The sequence below is a fragment of the Serratia sp. ASV30 genome (genome assembly GCF_016428815.1).
Classification (GTDB): Bacteria; Pseudomonadota; Gammaproteobacteria; order Enterobacterales; family Enterobacteriaceae; genus Chania; species Chania fonticola_C.
Genome location: NZ_JAELTL010000004.1, coordinates 102,175 through 127,162 on the forward strand (window position 1 = coordinate 102,175; position 24,988 = coordinate 127,162).

At 53.9% G+C, this 24,988-nt stretch carries 27 protein-coding genes; 15 read left to right on the plus strand and 12 right to left on the minus strand.

The genetic code is table 11. The features are described 5' to 3' along the window. Window positions 1–228: 228 nt before the first annotated feature. Window positions 229–978 (plus strand): NAD(P)-dependent oxidoreductase, encoded by a 750-nt coding sequence (locus JHD74_RS02710; protein ID WP_024527766.1) that lies wholly within the window; start codon window positions 229–231, stop codon window positions 976–978. A 53-nt stretch (window positions 979–1,031) separates the two neighbouring features. Here the strand turns inward: JHD74_RS02710 and JHD74_RS02715 are convergent, their stop codons facing one another. The 3 genes from JHD74_RS02715 to JHD74_RS02725 form a co-directional block, all read right to left on the minus strand. After that, window positions 1,032–1,268 carry a DUF4282 domain-containing protein gene (locus JHD74_RS02715; RefSeq protein WP_024485043.1) on the minus strand — a complete coding sequence of 79 codons (237 nt, stop codon included), beginning with the start codon at window positions 1,266–1,268 and terminating at the stop codon, window positions 1,032–1,034. A gap of 192 nt (window positions 1,269–1,460) precedes the next feature. Then, window positions 1,461–1,688, minus strand: coding sequence for a sulfurtransferase TusA family protein (locus tag JHD74_RS02720; RefSeq protein WP_024485057.1), 228 nt, complete (start codon window positions 1,686–1,688; stop codon window positions 1,461–1,463). Between the two features lie 5 nt (window positions 1,689–1,693). Next, complete coding sequence (locus tag JHD74_RS02725; RefSeq protein ID WP_199061578.1) at window positions 1,694–2,728, minus strand: YeeE/YedE family protein; 1,035 nt, start codon at window positions 2,726–2,728, stop codon at window positions 1,694–1,696. Window positions 2,729–2,977: 249 nt separating this feature from the next. On the opposite strand from JHD74_RS02725, the gene JHD74_RS02730 reads away from it, so the two are divergent. Then, the gene (locus tag JHD74_RS02730; RefSeq protein WP_074030011.1) at window positions 2,978–3,670 is read left to right on the plus strand and encodes an HAD family hydrolase; all 693 of its coding nucleotides are present in this window, start codon (window positions 2,978–2,980) and stop codon (window positions 3,668–3,670) included. Between the two features lie 454 nt (window positions 3,671–4,124). On the opposite strand, the gene JHD74_RS02735 is transcribed toward JHD74_RS02730, so the two are convergent. The 7 genes from JHD74_RS02735 to JHD74_RS02765 form a co-directional block, all read right to left on the minus strand. After that, window positions 4,125–5,369, minus strand: a complete 1,245-nt coding sequence (locus JHD74_RS02735) for a VWA domain-containing protein (protein ID WP_199061580.1) — start codon at window positions 5,367–5,369, stop codon at window positions 4,125–4,127. Between the two features lie 283 nt (window positions 5,370–5,652). Then, entirely contained in the window at window positions 5,653–6,228 is a 576-nt protein-coding gene (locus tag JHD74_RS02740) for a TerD family protein (protein ID WP_199061582.1), read from the minus strand. Window positions 6,229–6,300: 72 nt separating this feature from the next. After that, window positions 6,301–6,879: a tellurium resistance membrane protein TerD gene (gene terD / locus JHD74_RS02745; protein ID WP_024527709.1), complete on the minus strand. Its 579-nt coding sequence runs from the start codon at window positions 6,877–6,879 to the stop codon at window positions 6,301–6,303. A 56-nt stretch (window positions 6,880–6,935) separates the two neighbouring features. Next, the gene (locus tag JHD74_RS02750; RefSeq protein WP_024527708.1) at window positions 6,936–7,979 is read right to left on the minus strand and encodes a TerC/Alx family metal homeostasis membrane protein; all 1,044 of its coding nucleotides are present in this window, start codon (window positions 7,977–7,979) and stop codon (window positions 6,936–6,938) included. Between the two features lie 23 nt (window positions 7,980–8,002). Continuing rightward, entirely contained in the window at window positions 8,003–8,458 is a 456-nt protein-coding gene (locus JHD74_RS02755; protein ID WP_024527707.1) for a tellurite resistance TerB family protein, read from the minus strand. Window positions 8,459–8,481: 23 nt separating this feature from the next. Beyond that, on the minus strand, window positions 8,482–9,648 hold the full coding sequence (locus tag JHD74_RS02760) for a TerD family protein (protein ID WP_024527706.1): 1,167 nt from the start codon (window positions 9,646–9,648) through the stop codon (window positions 8,482–8,484). Next, complete coding sequence (locus JHD74_RS02765; protein ID WP_024527705.1) at window positions 9,648–10,235, minus strand: TerD family protein; 588 nt, start codon at window positions 10,233–10,235, stop codon at window positions 9,648–9,650. Before JHD74_RS02765 ends, JHD74_RS02760 begins: the two co-directional genes overlap by 1 nt. A gap of 323 nt (window positions 10,236–10,558) precedes the next feature. On the opposite strand from JHD74_RS02765, the gene JHD74_RS02770 reads away from it, so the two are divergent. From JHD74_RS02770 to JHD74_RS02825, 12 genes are all read left to right on the plus strand, one after another. Beyond that, window positions 10,559–11,623, plus strand: coding sequence for an ATP-grasp domain-containing protein (locus tag JHD74_RS02770; protein ID WP_024527704.1), 1,065 nt, complete (start codon window positions 10,559–10,561; stop codon window positions 11,621–11,623). Between the two features lie 3 nt (window positions 11,624–11,626). Continuing rightward, window positions 11,627–12,757, plus strand: a complete 1,131-nt coding sequence (locus tag JHD74_RS02775) for a phosphoribosyltransferase domain-containing protein (RefSeq protein WP_024527703.1) — start codon at window positions 11,627–11,629, stop codon at window positions 12,755–12,757. Continuing rightward, a complete protein-coding gene (locus tag JHD74_RS02780; RefSeq protein ID WP_065683513.1) occupies window positions 12,750–13,523 on the plus strand; it encodes a hypothetical protein in 774 nt (257 codons plus the stop codon). Before JHD74_RS02775 ends, JHD74_RS02780 begins: the two co-directional genes overlap by 8 nt. Window position 13,524: 1 nt before the next feature. After that, window positions 13,525–14,604 carry a cysteine protease StiP family protein gene (locus tag JHD74_RS02785; protein WP_199061584.1) on the plus strand — a complete coding sequence of 360 codons (1,080 nt, stop codon included), beginning with the start codon at window positions 13,525–13,527 and terminating at the stop codon, window positions 14,602–14,604. Continuing rightward, a complete protein-coding gene (locus JHD74_RS02790; protein WP_024527700.1) occupies window positions 14,604–15,560 on the plus strand; it encodes an HpcH/HpaI aldolase/citrate lyase family protein in 957 nt (318 codons plus the stop codon). The genes JHD74_RS02785 and JHD74_RS02790 overlap by 1 nt, the downstream gene beginning before the upstream one ends. Before the next feature lie 2 nt (window positions 15,561–15,562). Next, window positions 15,563–16,036 carry an HTH domain-containing protein gene (locus JHD74_RS02795; RefSeq protein ID WP_199061586.1) on the plus strand — a complete coding sequence of 158 codons (474 nt, stop codon included), beginning with the start codon at window positions 15,563–15,565 and terminating at the stop codon, window positions 16,034–16,036. 383 nt (window positions 16,037–16,419) lie between these two features. After that, a complete protein-coding gene (locus JHD74_RS02800) occupies window positions 16,420–17,058 on the plus strand; it encodes a VWA domain-containing protein (protein WP_021807361.1) in 639 nt (212 codons plus the stop codon). Window positions 17,059–17,078: 20 nt separating this feature from the next. Then, window positions 17,079–17,723 (plus strand): TerD family protein, encoded by a 645-nt coding sequence (locus JHD74_RS02805; RefSeq protein WP_024527698.1) that lies wholly within the window; start codon window positions 17,079–17,081, stop codon window positions 17,721–17,723. Then, complete coding sequence (locus tag JHD74_RS02810) at window positions 17,720–18,358, plus strand: VWA domain-containing protein (RefSeq protein ID WP_074029991.1); 639 nt, start codon at window positions 17,720–17,722, stop codon at window positions 18,356–18,358. The genes JHD74_RS02805 and JHD74_RS02810 overlap by 4 nt, the downstream gene beginning before the upstream one ends. 96 nt (window positions 18,359–18,454) lie before the next feature. After that, window positions 18,455–19,495 (plus strand): TerY-C metal binding domain-containing protein, encoded by a 1,041-nt coding sequence (locus JHD74_RS02815; RefSeq protein WP_065683507.1) that lies wholly within the window; start codon window positions 18,455–18,457, stop codon window positions 19,493–19,495. Continuing rightward, window positions 19,495–21,096 carry a PP2C family serine/threonine-protein phosphatase gene (locus tag JHD74_RS02820; RefSeq protein ID WP_199061588.1) on the plus strand — a complete coding sequence of 534 codons (1,602 nt, stop codon included), beginning with the start codon at window positions 19,495–19,497 and terminating at the stop codon, window positions 21,094–21,096. The genes JHD74_RS02815 and JHD74_RS02820 overlap by 1 nt, the downstream gene beginning before the upstream one ends. 30 nt (window positions 21,097–21,126) lie before the next feature. Further along, window positions 21,127–22,626 carry a helix-hairpin-helix domain-containing protein gene (locus tag JHD74_RS02825; RefSeq protein WP_199061590.1) on the plus strand — a complete coding sequence of 500 codons (1,500 nt, stop codon included), beginning with the start codon at window positions 21,127–21,129 and terminating at the stop codon, window positions 22,624–22,626. Between the two features lie 100 nt (window positions 22,627–22,726). Here JHD74_RS02825 and JHD74_RS27030 read toward each other — a convergent pair whose 3' ends face one another. Both JHD74_RS27030 and JHD74_RS02835 read right to left on the minus strand, forming a co-directional pair. After that, on the minus strand, window positions 22,727–23,032 hold the full coding sequence (locus JHD74_RS27030; RefSeq protein WP_199061592.1) for a LuxR C-terminal-related transcriptional regulator: 306 nt from the start codon (window positions 23,030–23,032) through the stop codon (window positions 22,727–22,729). A 346-nt stretch (window positions 23,033–23,378) separates the two neighbouring features. Continuing rightward, window positions 23,379–23,657 (minus strand): FaeA/PapI family transcriptional regulator, encoded by a 279-nt coding sequence (locus JHD74_RS02835; protein WP_024527692.1) that lies wholly within the window; start codon window positions 23,655–23,657, stop codon window positions 23,379–23,381. A gap of 775 nt (window positions 23,658–24,432) precedes the next feature. Here JHD74_RS02835 and JHD74_RS02840 point away from each other — a divergent pair. After that, on the plus strand, window positions 24,433–24,981 hold the full coding sequence (locus JHD74_RS02840) for a fimbrial protein (protein ID WP_074029986.1): 549 nt from the start codon (window positions 24,433–24,435) through the stop codon (window positions 24,979–24,981). Window positions 24,982–24,988 lie beyond the last annotated feature (7 nt).

The following is a 24,988-nucleotide window of genomic DNA, read 5'->3' on the forward strand; positions in this document are numbered from 1 at the left end:
TAAACAACATTGAATTACGATTTTATTTCAACCTATTTGTTTCATTGAGTTTATGATTATACTCCTTTTTGAGTAGTGAAAAACCCGCCTTAAGCCCCCCTAAAACTCCAAGTATTATCTTAATTTACGCAAAAAATACATCAGAAAAGCTAACTAAAAGATGGACAAAAATAGTTCAGAGTATTATTACTAGTCTCCAGAAAATTTGTTTTAGGGAAAGCAGTCGCCATGGCATTACGTACAGAACTTGGACGGGTGTTAATTACTGGTGCCGGTGGCCGAGTGGCGACAGCGTTCAGGCAGTTCGCTGGCCACCGTTACGACTTTCGCCTGGCGGAAAAAGAAGCAGGCCTGATCTCTCATTTGCGGCCCAATGACGAGTTACTGACGTTCGATATCACCGATATCGAGGCTTGCCGGGCAGCCTGTGTCAACATCGATACCGTGCTGCATTTGGCCGCCGATCCTTCTGCGGATGCCGATTTTTGTTCTTCACTGATGAAGAACAACATCCTTGGTACATTCAACATCTTCCGCGCAGCGAAAGACGCAGGCTGCCAACGCGTGGTATTTGCCAGCAGTGCACAAGCGGTGGAAGGCTACCCACTGGATTACCAGGTGCGCCCGGACGATGCGCCGAAGCCGAAAAATATGTACGGGGCTAGTAAGGCGTTTGGCGAAGGGATCGCCGCCTATTTTGCCCATCAGGAGGGGCTTTCTGCACTGTCGGTGCGGATTGCCAACTTTACGACGTTGGAAGCGGGCCAGCAGATCAGCGCGCGGGATATGAGCGCCTTCCTGAGCCACCGGGATGCCGCCGATCTGCTCGATCGCTGCATCCGCGTTACCCACGTGCAGCATGCGGTGGTGCATGGCATCTCTAACAACCGCTATAAGCGACTGTCGTTAGAGGAGACCACGCGACTGCTGGATTACTACCCCGAGGACGATGCGTTTACCCTGCTCGGGTTTAGTTAAGCGGGCGCAGCACGGCAGCGAACCCGGTGAAGGAATGTCTGCCGTTCACCACATTACGGCTTTTCAGCAATCTTGCGCAGATACTCGTTATTTTTGAAGGCGATGATCACCATTTCAAAACCGACACGGGTAAACACGCCACCAATGATGATGCCCAGCAGACCACGGAAAAACTCACCATAGAACATCGAGCCAATCCCGCCGACCAGAATGCCCAGCAGGCAAAGCCAATAAACGCCGGTAATGATTTTCGGCGTCAGCATCGCATCAAAAAAGAAAATATTTTTCATCGTGTATCCCTTCATTCGTTAAGGTTGACCGTTCCTGAGCGGCAAAGCGCCCTCAAGCTGGAATGAAGTATACTGGCCAAAGATGACAAAAGGTAAGAATACATGATGGATTGTTTTCCCTACGTTTAAAGACGTAGCGATGCTCAAGCCGGCTCTAACCCGGAAAAAACTCCCAAGTTAGAACAGATAACTCTACCCCTTCTGAATACTAATCTGCCAGCGGGCATCACCGGTCTGCTGGAAATCCGTCACGCTGTGTCCTGCCTCAACCGCCCAGCGCGGCAGATTTTCCGTGGCCTGAGCGCAGTCATATTCAATCACCAGCAGGTCACCTGAACCCAATTGCTCAATGTGCTTTTTGGCTTCCATCAGCGGGAACGGGCAAAGTTTACCGGTGGTATCCAGAGTGATCGTTTTCATAGTCCTCAAGCCTCTTTTGTTTTAATCGATTGATTCGGAAGAATAATAGTGAAATAACTGACCACCCAACTGCCCAACAGGATGCACGGAATAAACAGCCAGCCCTGCCAGGAGAACCAGGCGGTATTGACGATGGTATTACCCAGCATACAGCCCCCAGCCAATCCGCTGCCGATCCCCATCAATCCGCCCCCAAACAGGCTTTTGACCATTGTCGGGAGGCCGGGCGAGCGCAGCCGCAACTCCTGGCTTCTCCAGGCAGCCACCAGCGCACCGGCAAAAATCCCGATCAGCAGATAGCCTGCCCAGCCAAAGAAGCCGGTTTTACCCTCGGTGATTAACGAAAACAGCTGTGCGCTGGGGCCACTAATCCCCAGACCGCCAACCCGGCCCGCCTCTAGGCTGGAAGGCCATGCCAGCAACGCAATAACGCCGATCAATACGGCACTGACGAAGGGATGCCAGCGAGCTTCGAACAGCCAGTGGGCAATGCCCTGCTTGCGCGGTTTAGGTTGCGGAACGGGGAAGGATTTACGTTTCAGGTGGCGCCAGACCAGCACACCGGTCAGCACGGTTAGCACCGCTACAGCAGGCCAGGGAGACATGCCGAACGTCTGCATCAGCGAAGCGTCCGGTAAGGCAGGGGCGTTGATGGGCGCGAACAGCTGTTTGCCACCCGGCTGGCGGATATACCAACTGGCGACCACAAAACCGATCACGGCAATCATACTTCCGGCCAGCCCTTCGGCAGCGCGATAGTAAGCTCCTGTGGAACAGGAGCCTGCCAGCCCCATGCCGATACCGAAGGTTACCCCACCGACCAACGTCGCCAACCAGCGGAAATCCCCGCCGGGCAGTTTAGCCCAACCGAGGGCCACGAAGGCGAACAAGCCGATGCTTTGCAAGGTGATGATAATGAGGATAGCGAGGGTCATGCGCCCGTCGCGGAACAGATAGAGGTCTCTCAGACCGCCGGCCATACAAAAGCGCCCGCGTTGCATGATAAATCCAAGAAGGAACCCCAGAAACAGACCTGTCATAAGGGAAGACTCCTTTTTATGGCGATGCCATAACCAGATTGTAAAAGGCGTACCCTGGGTAGGGCGCAAGCATTTTACTCGCTAGAGACAGAGAAATCACATAAATAGGAGGGTTATTGAGGAAGTGATCGTGTTTCCGATGTTGGTGCAGGCCAGGTTGGCAAAAATTCAACCTGCGGGGGAGTTCTGCTATCATCCACAATAATGTGGGGAAAGCCCGGTGTTGCACAGTTGAGGTATGATTTAAAGATGGATACACAGGCAAGCCGTACAACGCCAGTTTTGTCGGTTTTTGATTTTGACGGCACGCTGACGCACCACGACAGTTTTATCCCATTTCTGCGTTTCGCTTTTGGGCGTCGCGTATTTGCCCGGCGCTTATTGCAGCTGGCGCAGCCTGCGTTTAAGCATATGCGCAAAAAACTCACCCGTGACGAACTAAAAGAAACCCTGATTAAGGTTTTCCTGACCGGGGTAGATGAGCACTGGTTCCGTCAGCAGGCGGAAGCCTTTTGTTCGGCCTATTGGACCAAGCTGATGCGCCCTTCCGGGCTGATTGCGGTTGCCATGGAGGTCAGTTCTGGCGCTGAAGTCACGATTTGTTCCGCTTCACCGGCCCTGGTACTACAGCCGTTTGCCGATCGTTTGGGCATCAAGCTGATTGGTACTCAGTTGGAAGTGGTCGATGGGAAGCTCACCGGGCTGATTACTGGCCATAATTGCCGCTGTGGGCAGAAGGTTGAACGCCTGGAAAGTATCTATGGCCCACTGGGGAACTATCATCTCAGAGCCTGGGGCGATACCCGTGGGGACTATGAACTGTTGGCTGCGGCCCAGGATGCACACTGGCGGCATTTCCATCCGGCCTGGTCAAAGCGCCGCTCTGCGGTCAAAAGGCTGCGCGTTGCAGAGCCTAATGTGATCAGCAAGACCGATCAGTAATCCATCCCTTCAGCAATCCGTTTCGCCCCTCACCCCAACCCTCTCCCACAGGGAGAGGGAGCTGGTATGGTGCCGTAATCAGGTACCGTGATCGACCTGCTCCCTCCGCGAAAAACAGCGGGTACGGTCACGTGCTCGATAAAAGAGTGCTGGTTTAATGGGGTGGTCAGGTAGATTGCTGCAACCAATCGCACACTCGATCGGTCCCCTCTCCCTGTGGGAGCGGAGCTGGTTCTGAGCAGCAGTCAGGTGCCGTGATCGACCTGCTCCCTCCGCGAAAAACAGCTGGTACGGTCGCGTGCTCGATAAAAGAGTGTTGGTTCAATGGGGTGGTCAGGTAGATTGCTGCAACCAATCGCACACTCGATCGGTCCCCTCTCCCTGTGGGAGAGGGTTAGGGTGAGGGGCCATCGCGGTACGTTATGTATTTATTTAACTGTCTGATATTAACAAGTTAAAAAATAATCCGGTCCGCCTTGGCGGCGTCATACCACTCTTTAAACTCCTCCAGCAGCAGATCGTACAAACGGTCTTCTTTCATCGTGGCAAAGTCATCAATCGCGAAGAAGTTGGTGTTATCCACCCGGCGATCGGTGAAGGTATCCAGCTTTTCCAGCACGCCGTAGTTCGAGCCCCCCAGGCCGACAAACTTCCAGAAAATCGGATAGTTGGCCGAGCGCTTGATCGCCTCTTTGATCTGGCGCGTCTTGCTGATGCCGCCGTCGGTAATAAACACCACGTATACCGGCATATCGCTGTGTTTAAACGTATCGATCAGCTCTTCCATCACCGGCGGCTCATTATTGGTGCCGCCCAGCTTTGGCAGGATTTCCCACATTGAGCGCTTGCCGCTGCCCTGGATCGCCTTGATATAGCCATCAAGATTATCCAACGTCACATCGGGATATTTGGCATGTTTTTCGGCAAAGCCCCAAACGTCCATCGAGCCATCATCATCAAACTGCACGGCCAGCACGGCGATGCGATCCAGTACCGCCTGCACATTGCCCTTTTTGAACTGCCCGGTCATCGATCCTGAAGCATCCAGCACGAACGCAACCTTGGCCTTTATCGACTGCAGATTGAATTTAGCCAGGCTGACGGTGACGTTCTTCGCCAGGCTCACCAAATGCGGGGCTTTATCCTGCAGTTTTTTCTCCAGGCTGACGGTCGGCGGCGGAGTAGCAGGCGCAGCTGGCTGAGCTACATCAACACCATAGTTTAACGCCAAGGGCTCCAAGCCACCGTTAAACCCTTGCCCCAGAGCACGCAGCTTCCAGTTACCGGCATGGCGATAAATTTCGGCCACAATCAGCGCTTTCTCCTGACGGCCTGGGGTTTCTACGCTGTATTGGGCAACGTTCTGCGCATCCATTTTCAGGTGTTGTAGCCCAGAGATAGCGTCCAAACCATCAATCACCAAAGTGATGGCAATCTTGCTGACATCGGCGTCAATTTTGCTTAGATCTAACGATAGGGTGCTGCTTTGGTGGGTGGTTTGCAAAACGACGCTGCGGTTAGGGGTAGCGGTTTGATTGAAGAAGATAAAATCGGCATCACCACGAACTTTGCCCTCAGCATTCAGCAGGAATACCGCGGTATCAGGCTCACTCTTAAAACCAGGGTTGGCGGGGTACTGCAGTGTCAGGTTGAGCGAGGTGCCATTGACCACCAGGTTCTGGCCGGACTGTAAAATCATCAGGATAACCTCCTGTTAAAATAGCTTTTCCATAACGGGGATATTGGCGGGTAGGCCCCTCACCCCAACCCTCTCCCACAGGGAGAGGGAGCTGAAAGCCCCTGCTCTGCTGGAAGAAAGAAGATCATCTCAGCAAAACTTGAGCGCCCCCTCATCTAAAGTCGCGTACAAGGAGAGGGAGCTGAAAGCCCCTGCTCTGCGGGAAAAAAGAAGATCATCTCAGCAAAACTTGAGCGCCCCCTCATCCAAAGTGAGCGCGAAGAGAGGGGGCTAATTCAGTGTCTTAGATATTCACGCCATGCTGCAAGGCCAGCGCGGACAGGCCACCGGCAAAACCTTGGCCCACGGCCTTGAACTTCCACTCGGCACCGTGGCGATACAGCTCGCCGAATATCATCGCAGTTTCGGTAGAAGCATCTTCAGACAGGTCGAAGCGGGCGATTTCGGTGCCGTTATCGTTGTTGTAAATGCGCATGTAGCTGTTGCTGACCATGCCGAAATTCTGTTTACGCGCTTCGGCATCATAGATGGTGACGGCGAAAACCAGTTTCTTGACTTCAGCAGGCACTTTGCTCAGCTCAATTTTGACCTGCTCATCATCGCCATCGCCTTCACCGGTGCGGTTGTCGCCCTGGTGCTCAACGGAACCACAGGTGCTCTTCTTGTTGTTGAAGAAGATAAAGCTGCTGTCGCCCAGCACTTTACCATCATCACCAACCATAAATACGGAGGCGTCCAGGTCAAACCCTTGGCCATCGGTGACGCGCGCATCCCAACCCAAGCCAGCCATGGCAATGTTCATGGTGGGTGCTTCTTTGGTCAGGGATACGTTACCGCCTTTTACGAGAGAAACTGCCATTTTAAAGCTCCTGCTTTGTAGGGGATGATACGGGCAGTGGTGTACTGCCCGTCATATTAACCAGCTTATCGATCAGGACGCGTTGATGCCGTACTGAGCACACACGGAAGCCAAGCCACCGGCATAACCCTGACCCACCGCGCGGAATTTCCACTCGGCACCGTGGCGATACAACTCACCAAACAGCATGGCGGTTTCGGTAGAGGCATCTTCTGTCAGGTCATAACGGGCCACTTCGGTCTGGTTGTCATCGTTCACCAAACGGATAAAGGCACCGGATACCTGGCCGAAGCTCTGACGACGAGCCTGTGCATCGTGGATAGTGACCACAAACACGATTTTGTCGACATCAGCTGGGATCATATCCAGTTTGATTTTCAGAGACTCGTCATCGCCGTCGCCTTCACCGGTACGGTTGTCACCGGTATGAGTCACGGAACCGTCCGCAGAGGTCAGGTTGTTATAAAAAATGAAATCAGCATCACCGCGCACTTTCCCGTTTGCGGCCAGCAAGAATGCAGAGGCATCCAGGTCAAAGTCTTGACCATCGGTGGAGCGTGCATCCCAACCCAGACCAATCAACACATTCTTCATGGTTGGGGCTGCTTTACTCAGGGAAACATTACCGCCTTTAGATAAAGAAACACTCATTGTTCTAACCTCTCAAAAAGTAAACTCATTCAAATGGATTTCAGCTGGATAGGAGATCAGCTCTCCTTTTTCTCCTCGGCGTCGGGCTTGCCTGGGAACATGACGCTCGCGAGAATACCCACCGCAAGAACGCCCAGCACGACAAAGAGACTAGCCGTTGCTGAAATGCTGTACCCATGATGCCAGATGTGGTCGGTGGCATTAAGACCCAGTTTCACCGCAATGAAGAACAGCAACACAATAACGGCTTTTTCCAGATGCGTCAGGTACTGCTTCAGGGCTTCCAACACAAAATAGAGCGTACGCAGACCAAGGATGGCAAACATCATGGCGCTATAAACAATCAGCGGTTCACGGCTTACCGCAATGATGGCCGGTACCGAGTCAAACGCAAACATCACGTCGGACAGTTCAACTACGGCCACACACAGCATCAGCGGTGTAGCATACCGCCAGGCTTTGGCACCACGGCCAATGGTGACATCCTTGTTTTCCGGTTTAGCCAACTCTTCATCAACTTCTTTCTGGCTTAACAGGAAGTCGTGACCTCTGAGCTTCGGCCAAATCGGGAAGAACCGTTTCACCATGCGATACGCCAGGTGCTGCGAGTAGTCTTCGATCTCATCACCGTCATCGCCACTGCGTAACATCATAACCGCCGTCCAGGCCACGATCAGCGCAAAGACAATTTCAACGTATGGTCCGAGGCTGAGCAAGCCGGTACCGATGGCAACGAAGATGCCACGGAACACGATGGCCCCGATAATGCCCCAGTAGAGCACGCGGTGACGGAAACGATCCGGCACGGCGAACCACGAGAAGATCGCCATCATGACAAACAGGTTATCAACCGACAGCACTTTCTCTAACGCATAACCGGTGACAAACAGGCTGGCCACTTCGGCGCCGTGGTGGATATACAGGAAGCCGGCAAACGCCATCGCCACCGCGACCCAGAACACCGACCATAAGGCTGCGCTCTTGAGCGAAATAGGCTTGTCATCGCGGTGCATAAACAAGTCAATAAAAATGGCCCCGACAGCCAATACTATGAAAACAATGACGGTCTCGGTCGGGAAGCCGATGTGCGTGGATACCATATTAACCTTCTGAAGATATTACATTAAAGACCGAATTCGGCCGCATCAAAGCCCAGAGCAGCCACAATTTCGCGTACCGCTTTTTGCTCATCCTGATCGAAGTCACCGTCGCTTTTGGCTACGGCGATACCAACACGGATGGCCAACTGGGCCGCTTCCGGCTGATCTTTCAGCGCCAGGATGTACTTCATGGTTTCGCCTTTACCGATTTCGACATCGAACTCAAAGCTGGCGATCAGTTTGTTAAAGAATTCGATGACTTCCGTAGTCTCGAAAACCTTCAGCTCATCGGATGCGTGGAGGAAACCGATCATCTTCTGTTTTTCTTCAGAGCTGACGCCATCGCTGGCCACGGCGATACGTGCGCACACGGCCACGGTACCCTGCATGAACTTTTTGTTCTTGAAACGGCCAACCTGCTTGGTCAGCTCGTCGCGGCTGGCATTGAATGCCCCTTTAACCTTGTTGAAAAAACTCATGGTGAAATCCTCTGTGAAATTGATTACTTTGACCCTGCTCTCCAGCTGAAACCCCAGCCGAAAGCCTGATCCATGTCACTATGACCGTTAAAGAAGCGGTTGATACGCTCAACCTTGATACTGCCGTTCTCGTTAACCAGGCGTGCAATGGCACACATGTTGCGGTTGTTCTGGCCTTCCGACATCCGCGTTTCAATCGGTGGCTGCTCTGGCACGTGCAGCGTCACAACGCCGTCCGTTTTATCCCAGCTCGCGACCCCTTCGTAGATGAAGGCAAACACCAGCACTTCGCGGATATGTTTCCATTCCCCCCCGTTGATATGCAGCCATTCGCCGTCCGAAACATCACCAGTACGGTCATCACCTTGCAGTTGGACAAACGGCTCGCGGTTGTAGTCACCAAAACGCTTACCAAGCGCCTGGATCACCGTTTTTTCCCCGTTGGCCATTTCAACAAACGCCCCGAGATCGAGATCGACGCCCTTGTTCGAACTGAACATCGCCCGTAAACCCGTCGGGCCGCTGCCGCGATGCCAGTTCAAGTTGATACGGATTTGCCCAAAGTTATCCCGCTTGGTCAGGCTGATAGCCGGTTTTTCTTTGGTCAACGACACTTTGCTCAGGCTGATTTTGGCTGGCTCCGGCGTTGGGGCCGGTGCAGGCGTTGGCGCAGGAGCCGCTGCCGGTGCTGGAGCATCCGCCACATCCACACCAAAATGTTCAGCCAGCGGTTTCAGCCCGCCGTTGAAGCCCTGAGCGATAAAGCGGAACTTCCATTCGCTGTTACGACGGTAAAGCTCACCCAGGATCAATGCGGCTTCCTGGCGGCCATTCAGCTCAACGGTGCCCACCAGCAGCACTTCGTTATCCGCTTCAATCTGGATCAGCAAACGTTGCAGGCCCGCGACGGTTTGAACCCCTTCACAGGTCACCGTAAAGGCGACTTTCTGCACGTCTGGGTGCAAACGGCTGACGTCTACCGCGAAGTTGGAGTTATGACCTTCTTGGGTCAGGGCAACCGTGGCGTCATCGCTCTTGGGCTGACCATAAAAGATCATGTCCGCGTCGCCCTTCACTTTGCCATCGGCATACAGGCGGAAAGCGGAGGCATCAACCGGTGCGCCGGACACCACGCGCACGGTTAATAATTTAGCTGGAACTGGGGCATTGGCCCCCGGAGTCATATTCATTAGCGCACCACGGTAGCGACGATGTCAGCATGCATGTCATCAATGGTTCTGCCGCTGCAGGCTTTGCCATGCGCGGTAAAATCCCACTGGCCATTGTTACGACGAAGTGAAGCAATCACGATACCGGTATGAGCGCCCTGCTCTTTCAGCTCATAGCGTGCCAGCTCCTTGTTGGCCTGATCGACCACGCGGCAAAACGCGTTTTCCACATCGTTGAACGACTGCCCACGGAAGCTGTTGACGGTAAAGGCCAGGTATTCCACCTGAGCAGGCAGTTTTGCCAGCTCGACCAGGATGACTTCGTCATCACCATCGCCTTCGCCGGTCAGATTGTCGCCGCTGTGCACCACTGCGCCACAGCGAGACTTGAGCTGGCGGAACCAGATGGTGTCGATGGTCTTGCCATCTTTGTCCAGCAATACGCAGCCAGCATCGAGATCGATGGCATCACTGCCGCCGCCGAACATCTTGCTCAACAGGCCACCTTTCTTCTTGATCGGATCCCACCCCAGGCCGAAGTGCAGCTGGTTGATGGCAGATGACTGCTTGCTGAGCGAAACGGTCTGGTTCTTGGTTAATGAAACCATGGTCTAAGTTCCTTCAAGTTGGTATTGAAAACAGTGATTTTTTTACACCAAATTCCATGAGTAAAAAATCATATCATGATGTTGTTCTTGCACAACCCATTTTTGCTTTCAAACAGCCTTAATTTAGTTAACTACATATTTTATATTGATTTATTTTTTTCACACTTGGTAAACCTTTGGCCGAAACATTCATTTTATGCCACTTTTCAAGGTATCTTTTCACTTCCAGACTGACATCATGTTATGATTGACATCGCCATCGGGTGGCCTCAACCCACAGCGATCCTTTTAACCATCAAGCCTTGAACGGTAAAAATCAAAAAATGACACTCAAAATGTGGCTTATGGAAGGTTTATCTTCCCAGCGGGATATTATTCAAGGCATCGTTTCATTGGTGAAAGCCAAGCAAACTGCCGTGACGGTGGTTGCCTCACACCGTAATGAACGTAACGAGATCCTCTCCCAGGCAGACGTCGCCTTGTTCGAACCGAAAGAGGACGAACAGCGGCTACCCTTCATTCTGTCTACGGTGAAACAGTGCGGCATCCAAGCCATCCACACGGGCCGCAACACGCAGTGGTTCGAGGCCCATCGGCAACAGATCGAGGCTGCCGGTGTCACACTGACCACCGGTGCCACCAGCCAGGCGATGTTTGAGCTGGCCGATGACAAAGTGGCATTTGCCCAGGCCATGGAGCAACAAGGGCTGCCTGTCGTCCCCTCTCTGCGCATTGAGTCGGTGGCCGAGCTGCGCGATCTGATTAGCCGTTCCCCTTTCTCTGGCGCGCAGCTGTGCGTCAAACCGGTAAAGGGTATTTATGGCATGGGATTTTGGCGTTTTGATGAAAGCGTGGGCCCAATGGCCGCCTTTACCCATCCGGAAAACCGCAAAGTGAACCCACAGCGCTACCTCAGTGCTTTGGCGGACGCTGGCGAGTTTGAGCCGCTGGTGCTGATGCCTTACCTGCCTGGCCCTGAATACTCCGTCGACATGTTGGTTGATCGGGGCACGGTTCTAGCTGCCGTGGCACGTAGAAAAGAAGGGGCGCTGCAATATCTGGAAAACCACGGCGAGGCGTTTGAACTCGCTAAAGCCTGTGCCACCGCGATGCAGGCCGATGGCCTGGTCAACGTGCAAACCCGCAACGACACCAGCGGGCGTCCGGTGCTGTTGGAAATCAACCTGCGCCCGTCTGGCGGTATCGGTTATACCCGTTTCAGCGGCGTCAATCTGCCGGGCCTGTTTGCCCTGTATAAGCTTGGCGTAATGAGCCAGCAGGAAGTGATTGATGAGGCCAAAGCCGCATTCTCGCCAGCGATCGTCCGCTCTATTACCGATGTCGTCAGATATCACCCCGTGCTCGACAATCTGCTGGTGAAGGACTAACCCATGCTAAATACCTATTCCCGCACGCTGTCTTGCGGCACGCTGAAAGTAACCCCAACGGGCGGCACGATCGCACTGGATGAGCTGTTTGACGTAGCCGAAAGGCGCAACCCGAAACGCGCGTTTCTGTTCGTCAGCAAGGTGCTGGGCCGCCATATTCCGGTAAAGCCGAGCGTTATGCGCGCCGTCTATCAGCAATTGGCCGTGCTGTTCCCGGCCTGTGAGCAAGGCCCGGTGCTGTTTATCGGCATGGCGGAAACCGCCGTCGGATTCGGTGCAGGTGTGTTTGACGAAGTCCGGGGCAACGTTAGCGACCCGGTGTATCTGACCTCAACACGTCATCCGGTAGAAGGGGGTGAGCTGCTGTGCGAATTCAAAGAAAATCACAGCCACGCCACCGACCACCTGCTTTATCTGCCACAGGATGCCGAACTCCGCCGCCGCGTGCTGGAAGCTAAAACAGTAGTGCTGATCGATGATGAAGCCACCACCGGCAACACCTTCATCAACCTGCTCCAGGCTTTACAGCAGGATGCCGGGTTACACAACATTGCCCGCGCCATCACCGTTACGCTGACCGACTGGAGCGGCGACGCCCTCGCCCAACGCAGCCCAATCCCTATTCAGTATGTGTCATTGGTTCAAGGTGACTGGCACTGGGAAAAAAATCCCGATGCTCCGGTGCCGGTGATGCCCGCAGTCAACGTAACCGCCACCGGTAGCGTACCGATCACCGGTAAACAAAGCTGGGGCCGTTTGGGTATCTCATCGCCAAGTGCGGATCTGGGGCGCGATATTCAGACGCATCCAGGGGAGAAATTACTGGTACTGGGCAGCAGCGAATTTGTCTGGGAGCCCTTCCTGCTGGCAGAACGCCTGGAAAAACAGGGGGCCGAGGTTAAGTTCAGCTCCACCACCCGTTCGCCGATTGCCACCGGGTTCGCCATCCAGTCCGCCATCGCCTTTGGCGATAACTATGGGCTGGGCATCCCCAACTTTGTCTACAACGTGGCCCACCAGCAGTTTGACCGGATCCTGTTGTGTATCGAAACCCCTGCGGCAAGCGTTGATCCCGCGTTAATTGAGGCGTTAAAACAGGTCGCCCCAACCGTTGAGGTCGTAAGCTATGAATAAGCCGGTCATTTTCTCCGATCTGGACGACACCCTGTTCCAGACGCGCCGCAAGATGGTCGATGAGCTCGACCTGGCCCCGTATCGCACCGGCGCCCTGGATCGTAGCCTGGAGCCACGCAGCTTTATGACCGAAGAACAGTCGATGCTGGTGGACTGGATGCTGGAGCATGCGGAGCTTATCCCTGTGACCGCACGTGGCACCGAAGAGATTGCCCGGGTGAGTATCCCGTTCAAGTCATGGGCGGTTACCACGCACGGTGCAGTGATCCTCAACCCACAGGGGCAGCCAGATCAGGCATGGCAGGCGCTGATGCTGGAAAAACTGCAACCTTATGCTGCCAACCTGCTGGGGATGCAACGCAAGATCACCGAGCTGATGGCCGAACGCAACATCAATGGTTGGGCGCGTATCAACTATGAATACGGTGACACGCCGGTCTATCTGGTGATGAAGCACCGCGATAGCACCCGCCTGGACGAGCTTTACGCCATCGCCGATGAGATTGAGCAGTTGTTCCCTACCAGCGGCTATTACGTCCACCGTAACAGCAACAACGTTGCCTGGCTGCCGACCGTGGTAGAGAAAGGGCTGGCAGTGACTTTCCTGCTGGAAAAACTGCGGCTTGAACGCGGCGTGTTCCCGGTTATCGGGTTGGGCGACAGCCTCAGCGATCATCGTTTTATGAAGCTTTGCACCTGGTTTGGCCTGCCGCGCCAGAGCCAGTTTGCCGAAGCGATCTCCCGCCATATTTTCGGAGAGCAGTAATATGTCTGATTTTGTGCCCTTTTCCGGCTCATACCTGCCCGAGGACGTTCACTTTCTGCTGCAACCGGTAGAAATGGAAATGACGCCGGTCGATCAGAAAGAACAGCTGATCCAGTCCGGTGCCCGTCACTACTCGGAGATGTTGAGCCAGGAACCGGAGCCGACCCCTTCACACCTCGACCTGTTTGCCCGTGCACTCGACCAGGGAGCAGGACGCCTGGCAAAAGAAGTCTCGATGCTGGCCCTTGCGCTGATTGAACGGTTCGGCGATACGCCGATAGTTCTGGCCAGCCTGGTGCGTGCCGGTGTTCCGCTGGGGGTGATGCTCCAGCAAACGCTGCGGGCGATGGGCAAAGAGTCGTATCACTACGGCATCAGCATCATCCGCGACCGAGGCATTGATTCGGTGGCACTCGACTGGATTGAAGCGCGCCACGGCACCGAAGGGATAGTGTTTGTTGATGGCTGGACGGGCAAGGGAGCCATAACCGGCGAACTGATCCGCTCCCTCAACAACCGGCCTGGTTATCCTGCTCAGCCCCGCCTGGTGGTACTTGCTGACCCGTGTGGGTGTTCGTGGCTGGCCGCCAGCGACGACGACTGGCTGATCCCGTTTGGCATTATGGGCGCGCCGGTTTCCGGCATGATCTCACGCTCCATCTGGTCAAACGAAGGCCTGCACGGCTGCGTACAATGCGATCATCTCGCCCAGTTTGAATGCAGCCGTCTGCTGGTGGATACCGTGGCACAGTATCGCGCAACGCTAGACACAGCGGCGCTTGAGCCCTGCACGCAGGATGCGGAGAGAAAAGCGTACCTGAAACAACAAAGTGAGAAGGTGGTTAACCACCTCGCCGAAAAATATCAGATTGCCAGTATTAACCGAATTAAACCAGGGATCGCAGAGGCTACGCGCGCTGTGCTACGCAGAGTACCGGATCACGTCTTGGTCCGTGCGGTAGACGATCCCGACGTCGCGCTGCTGGTTTATCTGGCACGCGAAAAGGGGCTGACCATTACCGAAGTCGGTGATGAGATCGGGCAGTACCGTGCGGTAACCATTATCAAGAAGGTGCACTAATGAACCAACGACTTTCCCCTTGGCGGCTGGGTGCTTCACTCTATATGCCCGCCACCAGAACGGATATCGCCGATACGATCCTTAATAACAAGATCGCCGGTTTACGCTCGCTGATCGTCTGCCTGGAAGACGCGGTCAGCGACGAAGATATTCCCCAGGCGCTGGACAACCTGCGCGAACTCACCCAAACGTTGGCCCAGGCAAAGGCAGCGGAGGGCAATGACCACTGGCCGCTGGTGTTCGTACGGCCTCGCCATAAAGAAATGGGTAAACAGCTGCTGGCGAGCATGGATTTCAGCGCAGTGGACGGCTTGGTGTTGCCCAAATTCACGCTGGCTTCTCTGCCTTACTGGTGGAACATGATGCAGGACTCGCACCTGTGCATGATGCCCACGCTCGAGACAGAAGAAGTGTTTGACGTGCTGCAAATGCGTGAGCTAGCCAATACCCTGCATCACCATCCGTGCTATCGGCGCATCATCGCCCTGCGTATCGGTGGCAACGATCTGATGAACGTGGTGGCACTCAGAAGGCCACGTAACCTGACGCTGTATGACGGCCCGATGGGTTATGTGATAAAAATGCTGGTCGCCGTGTTTTCCCCACGTGATTTCGCCCTGACGGCACCGGTTTGTGAGCATATTGACGATCATCAGATTATGGATAGGGAATTGGCGCTCGATATCGCCCATGGCCTGGTCGGCAAGACGGCGATCCACCCGAATCAGATCGGCAAGATCGAAAAGGCGTTGATGGTGCAGGCAAACGATCATACCGATGCGTTGCGGATCCTTAACTCCTCGCAGGCGGTGTTTAAATCACAGGGAACCATGTGCGAACCGGCAACCCATCGCCGTTGGGCGTCAGAGATCCTGGCGCGTGCTCAGGTATACGGAATTGCCAGCGAGTCATCTCAGGAAAGCCACCGGTTTAGCATTAACGCAGGCAGTCATTAATCATGCAACTCAATACGCGACAGGCACGGATCTATAAGCTGGCTATTCTGCTCAGTGCGGGTAAACCCGTATCCGCAGACAAGATCATCACAGAGTTAGACTGCTCGGGGCCAACCCTGACACGCGTGCTTAAGGAACTGAGGGAATCCTATGAGGCGGAGATCAAATACCGCAAGGCCACTCACTCCTATCAGTTGACTGTACCTGGGCATTTAGACAAGAAGACGTTTCGCCGTATGCACGATGCGCTGGCGGCTAACTCGGAGCTGAAAACCAGCGAAACCGTCAGCCGGGTGTATCTGGATAAAGAGAAGAAAAAAGCCGTGTCGCTGTCATTGAAAATGTCGGTGCTACGCAAAATCGATCGCTTATCCAGAGTGACGGAAACGACCCGCAGCGAAGCGGTGGATATGGTTGTCGAACGCTGTATTGACGACCTGGTGCGCAGCATTCAGGCCAGCAAGCAGAAGCCGTAATACCCTCACCCTCTCCCACAGGGAGAGGGAACCGATCGAGCAAGTCTGAAAACTCGGAAACGCACCTTGTATAAGGGGACGATCGAGTTTCCTCTTTACTTCCAAAAGAGCCGGGGCTAGCAGCTCCCTCTTCCTATACGAAATGAAGGGGGCAGTCTGTGCTACAACTCAACGACATCCTCTACATCAGCTCTGTTACAGATCAACTCCAGTACCCGACCACAACTTCGCGCTGGCTCCCTCTCCCTGTGGGAGAGGGTCGGGGTGAGGGGAGAAAGCGATCGCAAAATAAACAAATCTACTCCTGCAAACGTGGGTATTTCTGTTGAGATAACGACCAGAACACTTATTATGTAAAACTCGGCACTCAATAAGGGAATACGATGAGAAGACTTCCGGTCTATCTGTTACTTGATACTTCGGGCTCCATGACGGGCGAACCCATTGAAGCGGTCAAAAATGGAGTGCAAACGCTGCTCTCCACCCTGCGACAAGATCCCTACGCCCTTGAAACCGCCTATGTTTCCGTCATTACCTTTGATTCTTCCGCACGCCAGGCGGTGCCCCTCACCGATCTGCTGAGCTTCAAGCTGCCAGAACTGGTGGCCAGCGGCACCACCGCGCTGGGTGAAGCCCTCTCCCTGGTCGCCACCAGCATCAGCAACGAAGTGCAGAAAACCACCGCCGAGACCAAAGGCGATTGGCGCCCGCTGGTGTTCATCATGACCGATGGCTCACCAACGGATGACTGGCGCAAGGGCGTCAGCGACTTTAAAGCCGCCAGAACCGGCGTGGTCGTTGCCTGTGCCGCTGGCCACAGCGCCGAAACCAAAGTACTCCAGGAAATCACCGAGATCGTGCTCCAGCTGGATACGGCGGACTCCACCTCGATCAAAGCCTTCTTTAAATGGGTGTCGGCCAGCATTTCCGTCGGCAGCCAGAAAGTCGAGTCAGGTAAAAAGGAAGTCATTGGCCTGGACGATTTACCGCCACCACCACCCGAAGTTAACGTTGTTCTATAAAACATATTCAAGGAGATTTTATGTCAGTCAGTTTGCGTAAAGGACAAAGCGTCAGCCTGCGTAAAAACGAACACGACCTTTCCTCAGTCACCATTGGGCTCGGCTGGGATATCAATGAAGAGAAGAAAGGCCTGCTGGGTGGTCTGTTTGGCAAGAAAGAGCCGGAGTATGATCTCGACGTCATTGCCTTCCTGTGCAATGCCCAAGGCAAAGTCGCCGATCTGGGCGATGTGGAAAACGGTCGGCCTTCACTGGTTAACGGGGATATCATTTTCTTCAACAGCCTGCGCCATAAGTCTGGCCACATCTGGCTGACCGGCGATAACCGCACCGGCGCTGGCGACGGTGATGACGAGCAGATTATCGCCCAGTTGAACTCCCTCGATCCCAAGTACGAAAAAATCGTTTTCATCGTGCAGATTTATAACGGCTTGGAGCTGAAACAACACTTCGGCAAGGTACAAAACGCCTTTATCCGTGCGGTGGATGCCAAAAACGTGGAAATGGCGCGTTTCGATCTTTCAGGCGGGGCCGCCTTTGATGGCCAGCGTTCCATGCTGTTTGCCGAGCTGGTGCGTGAAAGCACCGGCTGGAAGCTGAACGCCATTGGCGAACCTTCCGAGTCCGACTCCTTCGTGTCCCACTTGAAGAACTACCTGCAATGAGAAGATTACCCGTTTACCTGCTGATTGATACCTCCGGGTCGATGCGCGGTGAATCTATCCATGCCGTTAACGTGGGCATTCAATCAATGATGAGCGCGCTGCGCCAGGATCCGTATGCGCTGGAAAGCGTGCATATCTCCATCATCACCTTTGATAACGAAGCCCGGGAGTTTATCCCGCTAACCTCATTGGAAGAGTTCCAGTTCAGCGACATTGTCGTCCCCAGCGCAGGTGGCACCTTCACCGGGGCCGCGCTTGAGTGCCTGATCCAGTGCGTAGATCGGGATATCCACCGCTCCGATGGCGATCAGAAAGGCGACTGGCGGCCACTGGTATTCCTGATGACCGATGGCACCCCGTCAGACAGCTATGCCTATGGCGAGGCGATCAAAGAAGTCAAAAAACGTTCCTTCGGTTCCATTATCGCCTGTGCGGTCGGGCCGAAGGCCAAGCATGAACACCTCAAGCAACTGACCTCTCAGGTTGTGGCCCTCGAAACGCTGGATTCAACGGCCTTTTCCGGCTTCTTCAAATGGGTGTCGGCCAGTGTCGCGTCAGGCAGTTCCAGTGCGGGTGTTAACGCCGGGCAGGATAACCTCCCGCCACCACCACCGGAAATACAGCTGGTTCTGTAGCCAACAGGCAAAGCCTCTACCCGGAGCTTTGCCTGTTTTTTCATTGCCCCATGACGCGCATTTGCAAGAAGCATCCGCCTGACGAGGTTTTTAACCATGAGAAGACTGCCCATCTTCCTGGTCTTGGACTGCTCAGAGTCCATGATCGGGGAAAGCCTGAAGAAAATGAATGATGGCCTGCAAAGGATCGTCAGCGACCTGAAGAAGGACCCCCACGCACTTGAGACCGCCTGGATATCGGTGATTGCCTTCGCTGGGGTGGCAAAAACCATCGTACCGCTGGTGGAGGTGGTGTCGTTTTATCCCCCTCGCCTGCCGATCGGCGGTGGCACCAACCTGGGCGCGGCATTGCGTGAACTGACCCGTCAGTTGGATCAACAGGTCAGAAAAACCACCCAGGAACGCAAAGGCGACTGGAAACCAGTGGTGTACCTGCTCACCGATGGCCGCCCAACGGATGATACCGCCCCCGAAATCAAGCGCTGGAAAGAAAACTACGCCAATAAGGTCAACCTGATCGCCATCGGCCTTGGCCCTTCGGCGGATATGAACATCCTGCGGCAGCTGACCGACAACGTCTTGCTGTTCACCGACAGCCAGGAAGGGGATTTCGCCCAGTTCATCAAGTGGATCACCGCTTCTGTCTCAGCCCACAGCCGCAGTGTGGGGGAAGATGCTCCTCCGTTGCTCACCCACACCGATCATATAGTGCGGCTGGCTAAAGACGATATTGCCAGAGCCTACGACGAAAACTGCGTCACCCTGACGGGCCGTTGCAGCAAGTCACGTCGCCCTTATCTGATGAAATACGAACGCCCGGCCATCAATCTCTCCTCGCTGGATTTCAAGCTCAATATCAACGGCTTCAACCTCAACGGCTGCTTCCCGATCGATGAGGATTATTTTGCCTGGAGCGACGAATCGGCATCCGCCATTCAGGTCAATACCAGCGAACTGCACGGCGTGCCGGGTTGCCCGTACTGCGGCAATGCCAGCGCCTTTGCGATGTGTACCTGCGGCAAACTACTGTGTGTCAACGGCCCCGATGACGTTATCTGCCCATGGTGCGATAAGGGACTGACGTTCAGGGAAAACGGCGGCGACTCTGATTTCGACGTGACGCGAGGGAAAGGCTGATGCAAGACGTGGAGAAACTGCGCCAGAACGTACTCATGCTGATCCTGGCAGAAACGGGCGCAACAACGGATGACGCCCAGCTTGCCAGCCTGCAAGCCGATGATGAGATCGGCACCTTGCTGACCAACCTCATCACGAAAGTGACAGCCAAGACCCCCGTAGCGGTTGAGACAACAGAAGCTTCGCCGTTGGTTGCCAATGACGATACCTTGGCCGACGAACCTAAAGTGGTCCTCACCAAGAGCGATGACATCCCTGTTGTCGCCCCAGATATCGCAGGTCTGCCAACACCAGACGACTGGCAGAAAGCACCGTTTGAGCCACTGGAAGTGCAAGGAGATGCCACATTGCCTGAAGAAAGCGCCAAAGAAAACCTGAAGCCAGGCCAGATCCCGTCCGGCACCGCTACCCCGATTAGCACACCTCAGAACAATCAGCCGCAGGCAAAAATCAACGTGGCTAATGCCCGTACCGGCGTCCCCTTCCACTCTGAAATCGATATCATGCTGGATGATGGAACGACCGCCGAAGTGCTGGCCGTCGCGTTCTCTAAAGATATCGGCATCACCTTTGATCCGGCGACCTCTTCACTGGCAGGCACCGCCACCGAAAGCGGCGACTTTGACATCACGGTTACCTGGTCTTGCCCTGCTGCGCCGCAATGCACCACCCAAGTTCCCTTTATCGTTAACCCCGACCCGCGCAGCCTGTGGAAAATCCTCGAGCCGCCTGCCGATTCGCGCTATTTCAAACCGCACGTCGCCCATCAGCAGATCCTGGAGCCTGGTGTGAACATCGTGGCGGCCAGCCGCAGAGGGCGTTCACATGAACATGCGGGCACCTTCCGGGACGATGACTTCTACATCGCCAGCAATAGCGATAACGGCTGGAACGTCATGTTGGTGGCCGACGGAGCTGGTAGCGCTAAAAACTCGCGCGAGGGTTCGCGTATCGCGACTCAAACCGTGGGCGACTACCTGACTACCCTGCTGAATAGCGACAAAGGGCTGGAACTCAAAGCCTGCGTTGAAAACTGGGGAACTGACGATCAGCGGATAGTCTGGGAGGCATTTAATCGCCTATTCCGCCAGGCCGCGATCATGGCCGTTAACAATATCAGCAATGAATCCATCCGGGCCGAAGAGAGCGCCAAATCCTATTCCACCACGCTGCTGGTCACCGTTTCCTTGCGTACCGGGGCCGAGCTGTTCGCCGCCTCTTTCTGGTTGGGTGACGGTGCCATTGCGGCCTACGGGCCGGTGGGCAAAGTGCGCGTACTGGGCACGCCAGACAGCGGTGAGTATGCGGGCCAAACGCGCTTCCTGGATGCCGATGCCGTGAACGATACGAACTTCAGTAAGCGCATCAGCATCGGTAAATGGACCGAGGTCTCTCATCTGGTACTGATGACGGACGGAGTGTCCGATCCCCGGTTTGAAACGGATAATGGCCTGCAAAATAGCCAGAAATGGGACGATCTGATCGCGGAGCTGGCACCCTGCCTGAGCGACCCTGCGCAGCCCGCAGAGCGGCTGGCCGAATGGCTGAACTTCTTCTCCCCGGGCAATCACGACGATCGAACCCTAATCGTGGCGTGGTGAATGGATTGGACTACATAGCGGGTGAGTGAAATGGCAAATATTATTACCTGTACTACCAGGGATGGCGAAACCATCCAGTATGTCGATGAGATCATCGGCTCCGGCTCGATGAAGGACGTCTACTTTTCGCCGGATAAGTCATACGTAGTCGCGTTCTATAAAAAGCCGCAGAACGAGCAGGCGAAAGAACGCATTGAGATGATCACTGGCCGCTACCGGCAGAACATCTTTGAGCAAGCCGGTGGGGATTACTGGCAAGGGCTGTTTTGTTGGCCCACCAGCATAGTGGAACACGACGGCAAAATCGGCATCGTGGTGCCCACCTACCAGAGCCACTTCTTTTTTAAGTACGGCTCCAAGAATAACGACTTCCTGGGGATTAAAGGCCGCGAGAAGGAAGGCAAATGGTTTGCCAGCGCCAATAACCAGAACAAGTTCCTGGATCCGCGCGAACGTGGCAACACCCTGAATTACCTGAAGGTATGCCTGCTGCTGACCCGGGCCGTCCGGCGTATGCACGCCGCTGGCCTGTGCCATAGCGATCTGAGCTATAAAAACGTGCTGATCGACCCCGAACAGGGCCACGCCTGCATCATTGACGTCGATGGGTTAGTGGTGCCAGGTAAATATCCCCCAGACGTGGTGGGCACACCGGACTTTATTGCCCCGGAAGTGGTGAAAACCAGCCACCTGCCGAAGGAAGATCCGCAGCGCATTCTGCCAAGCATTGCCACCGACAGGCATGCATTATCCGTCCTTATCTACATGTACCTGTTCTTCCGTCACCCGCTGCGCGGCGGCAAGATCCATGACATGGACGATGAGATGCGCGATGAATCGCTGGCCATGGGTGAAAAGGCGCTGTTTATTGAACACCCGACGGACCACAGCAATGCGGTCAAACTCAACCAGGTCAGCCCTTCTTCGCTACCTTGGGCCGATCCGCAGAAAGTGCCCTACACCATTATGGGCCCCTACCTGACGCCGCTGTTTGAAAGGGCGTTTATCGAGGGTCTGCATGAACCCACAAGACGGCCAACTGCCGATGAGTGGGAAACGGCGCTGGTGAAAACGGTCGATCTAATCCAGCCGTGCCAAAACGCTGCCTGCGAACAGAAATGGTACGTGTTCTCCGGTAAAAACCGCCCAGCCTGCCCGTATTGTGGTACGCCGTTCAAGGGTAAGCTGCCGATCCTGAACCTTTACTCCTCGCGTAAAGCCGGAAGCTTCCGCCCCGACGATCATCGCCTGATGGTATGGAGCGGCCAGTCGATTTACGCCTGGCACGTTAACCGCCTGATCGCCCCCAACGAACGCACGCCGGACGCGCAGAAAAAACGCGTGGGCTATTTCGTATTCCATAACGATCAGTGGTGGCTGGTGAATGAAGGCATCAGCGGGCTGCTCTCCTTGCCGGATAAAAACCCGGTGGCGATCGGTGACAAGCTGGCGTTGAACGACGGTGTCCAGTTCGTGCTTTCCACCGAAGAAGGCGGCAGGCTGGTGGTGGTGCAGTTGGTGGAGAACTAAGCTTTGGTGAGTGCGGGGTGTGGCCCACCTCGCACTAGGTTATGGGGGAAAGGAAGGCCCACATCTGTACCCCTTAAAAAAACAACCATTAGTGCTTTCATTAACCTTTCACCCTTGGCGTAGCATCCTCTCCCACAGTGCTCCTCAATCTATCTGGGCTGCATTGCCACAACCAGTGGTACAGATCGTGACTGCGCTGGAATCCCAATTTTCGCATGGATGCCTGTTTATGGGCGCTGACGGTCTTGGTGCTGATCTGCAACTTTCTGGCGATCTGTGTAGGCGATAAGCCTGCTGCTATCGCCTGCAAGACTTCTCGCTCTCGCCGAGTGATCTTTTCGTAGTCAGGTACGTAGGGGGCATTATTATTGAGCTGCACGTCTAACAGACTATCCAGCAGTTGCATCACCGCCTCGGGTTTATCATTCAGGCCGATGTCTCCCTGTTGATAGGTGACCCCTTCTGTATTTTTTTCCGTATGAGGATTTGGTAGTGTTGATACCCATCCCCCCTCCAGTCGGCGTTGTTCTTGACAATCAGATCCGCAACGTTCAGATCAATAATACTCTTACCATCTGCATGGATAAATAGAGGGGATACTCCCCGGAGATAAAAATACCTTTCAAAAAGGTGGCGAATGCCTTGTAAGAAATAAAAATTGTTGCCCCACAGAGCAATGACCATGTGTGAGTTCATATTGACCCCTTCGCAGCCTAATTCTTTTTAAATAGTACCGTTGATTATGCGATACATCATTGGGATAAATCCCTAGCCCAGGTAGGTGTTGCAATACACCAGCGTAAGCTCTTTTGGTCTGGCACCGATGAGACATACGCCTTCTTTTTCTTTACCAGTTTCATCAGGTAGTAGCGAGAAACATAAATGTTGGTATCACAGTAATCGGCAATATCCCGGGTCTTGGGCCATTTATCTTGCGGAGGCAATGTGCCGAGCGGGCAATCAACACGGCTCAACACCTGCAACGCCGTCAGAACCTTGTCGAAGGCTGCATTATGTTTTTTATATTTCATTAGGTTAAACCTTTTCTCTTACGAGCTTTCGTGATGAGTCAGCCCGCGTTACAGGCCAAAGCCCACCGGTCAAAGCGGCAAACGGCATGCAGGTCCCGTCTGCTTGGCTTTCTGAGCGTATTTAATACCACATCGGAGTAAAGTATTTATAAACGTTACAATAACGAGTTTTAAATCTGACAAAATTAAATTTGCGATATAAAAATCCAGATCAATAATGATGAACACGATAATAACTCGCAATTTAGCCATAAAAACCACCTGCCAAGGCATTTATTGCGAAATTGCTTTGCTTATCAAAAAACACTTTTCAAAAATAAGGTTGGCCGTGATAATCCCGGCCTAAATTGATGACAAAGAAACATCTTAAGAATATATGAAATAAGTGTAGAGATTAATCCCAACAAAAATGAAAGATCAGGCTTTCGATTTAGATAATTATTGGATCAGGAAAACCGTCCACGTCCAGCTCAGCCAAACTGTGTATCCAGTGATGGAAAGGCAGCAGCACACTGAAATTTAACAAGTCTTTCACGCTTGATGGATAGCCAACCTCTCTCAATCCATTAAGCACAAAGTCTTGGCTTAAAAGCGCATAGGAATAGCATCAGGATGCTTTGCTCACTTCTTAAAAAAACTGACGGCATCAGTAGTGATGATTTTATTGAAGATACTTTGTCTGTTCGGATTGTTCAGATAAATGATGGCTCGTGGCTAATAATCAGCTACGAAATGATTGCATTCACTTTTTTAATACGTAAATAAGGAATTCATTATGCGTAAGTCTATTTTTACTCTGGCTCCGGTTGTTGCAGCTCTGTTGGCAGGATCTGGCGTGGCTCAGGCCGCGTCTAACGCCCAGATGACCATTACCGCCAACGTTGTGGCAGCGACCTGTGACGTTTCTCTCTCCAACGCTAGCCTGGACCTCGGTAACCATTCCAAATCTGCCTTCACCGCTGTGGCAACCCCGGTTGCCAACAGTGTGAAAACCTTCACCGTGGGTCTGAACAACTGTGAAACCCCGGCAGCAGCAGGCGATCAGGCAAGCCTGATTGTAAGCGGCCAGACGCTGGGGGGTAACCCGAACATCTTTAACAGCACCGGCACCAATACCGGCGTCATGTTAAGTGAAGTAACCACACCAGCAGCCTACATTACCGCTGGCCAAAAATTATCGGTAGCCAAAGCAGGTGAGACCCCGGAAGCAGGCGATTTCAACGCGAAATCCTTGAGCCTGCAGGCTGGTTTGGCCTCTACGTCTCTCACGCCAGATATCGGTATGGTTAGCGCCCCAATCCTGTTCAGCTTTGCCTACAACTGATGTGTTC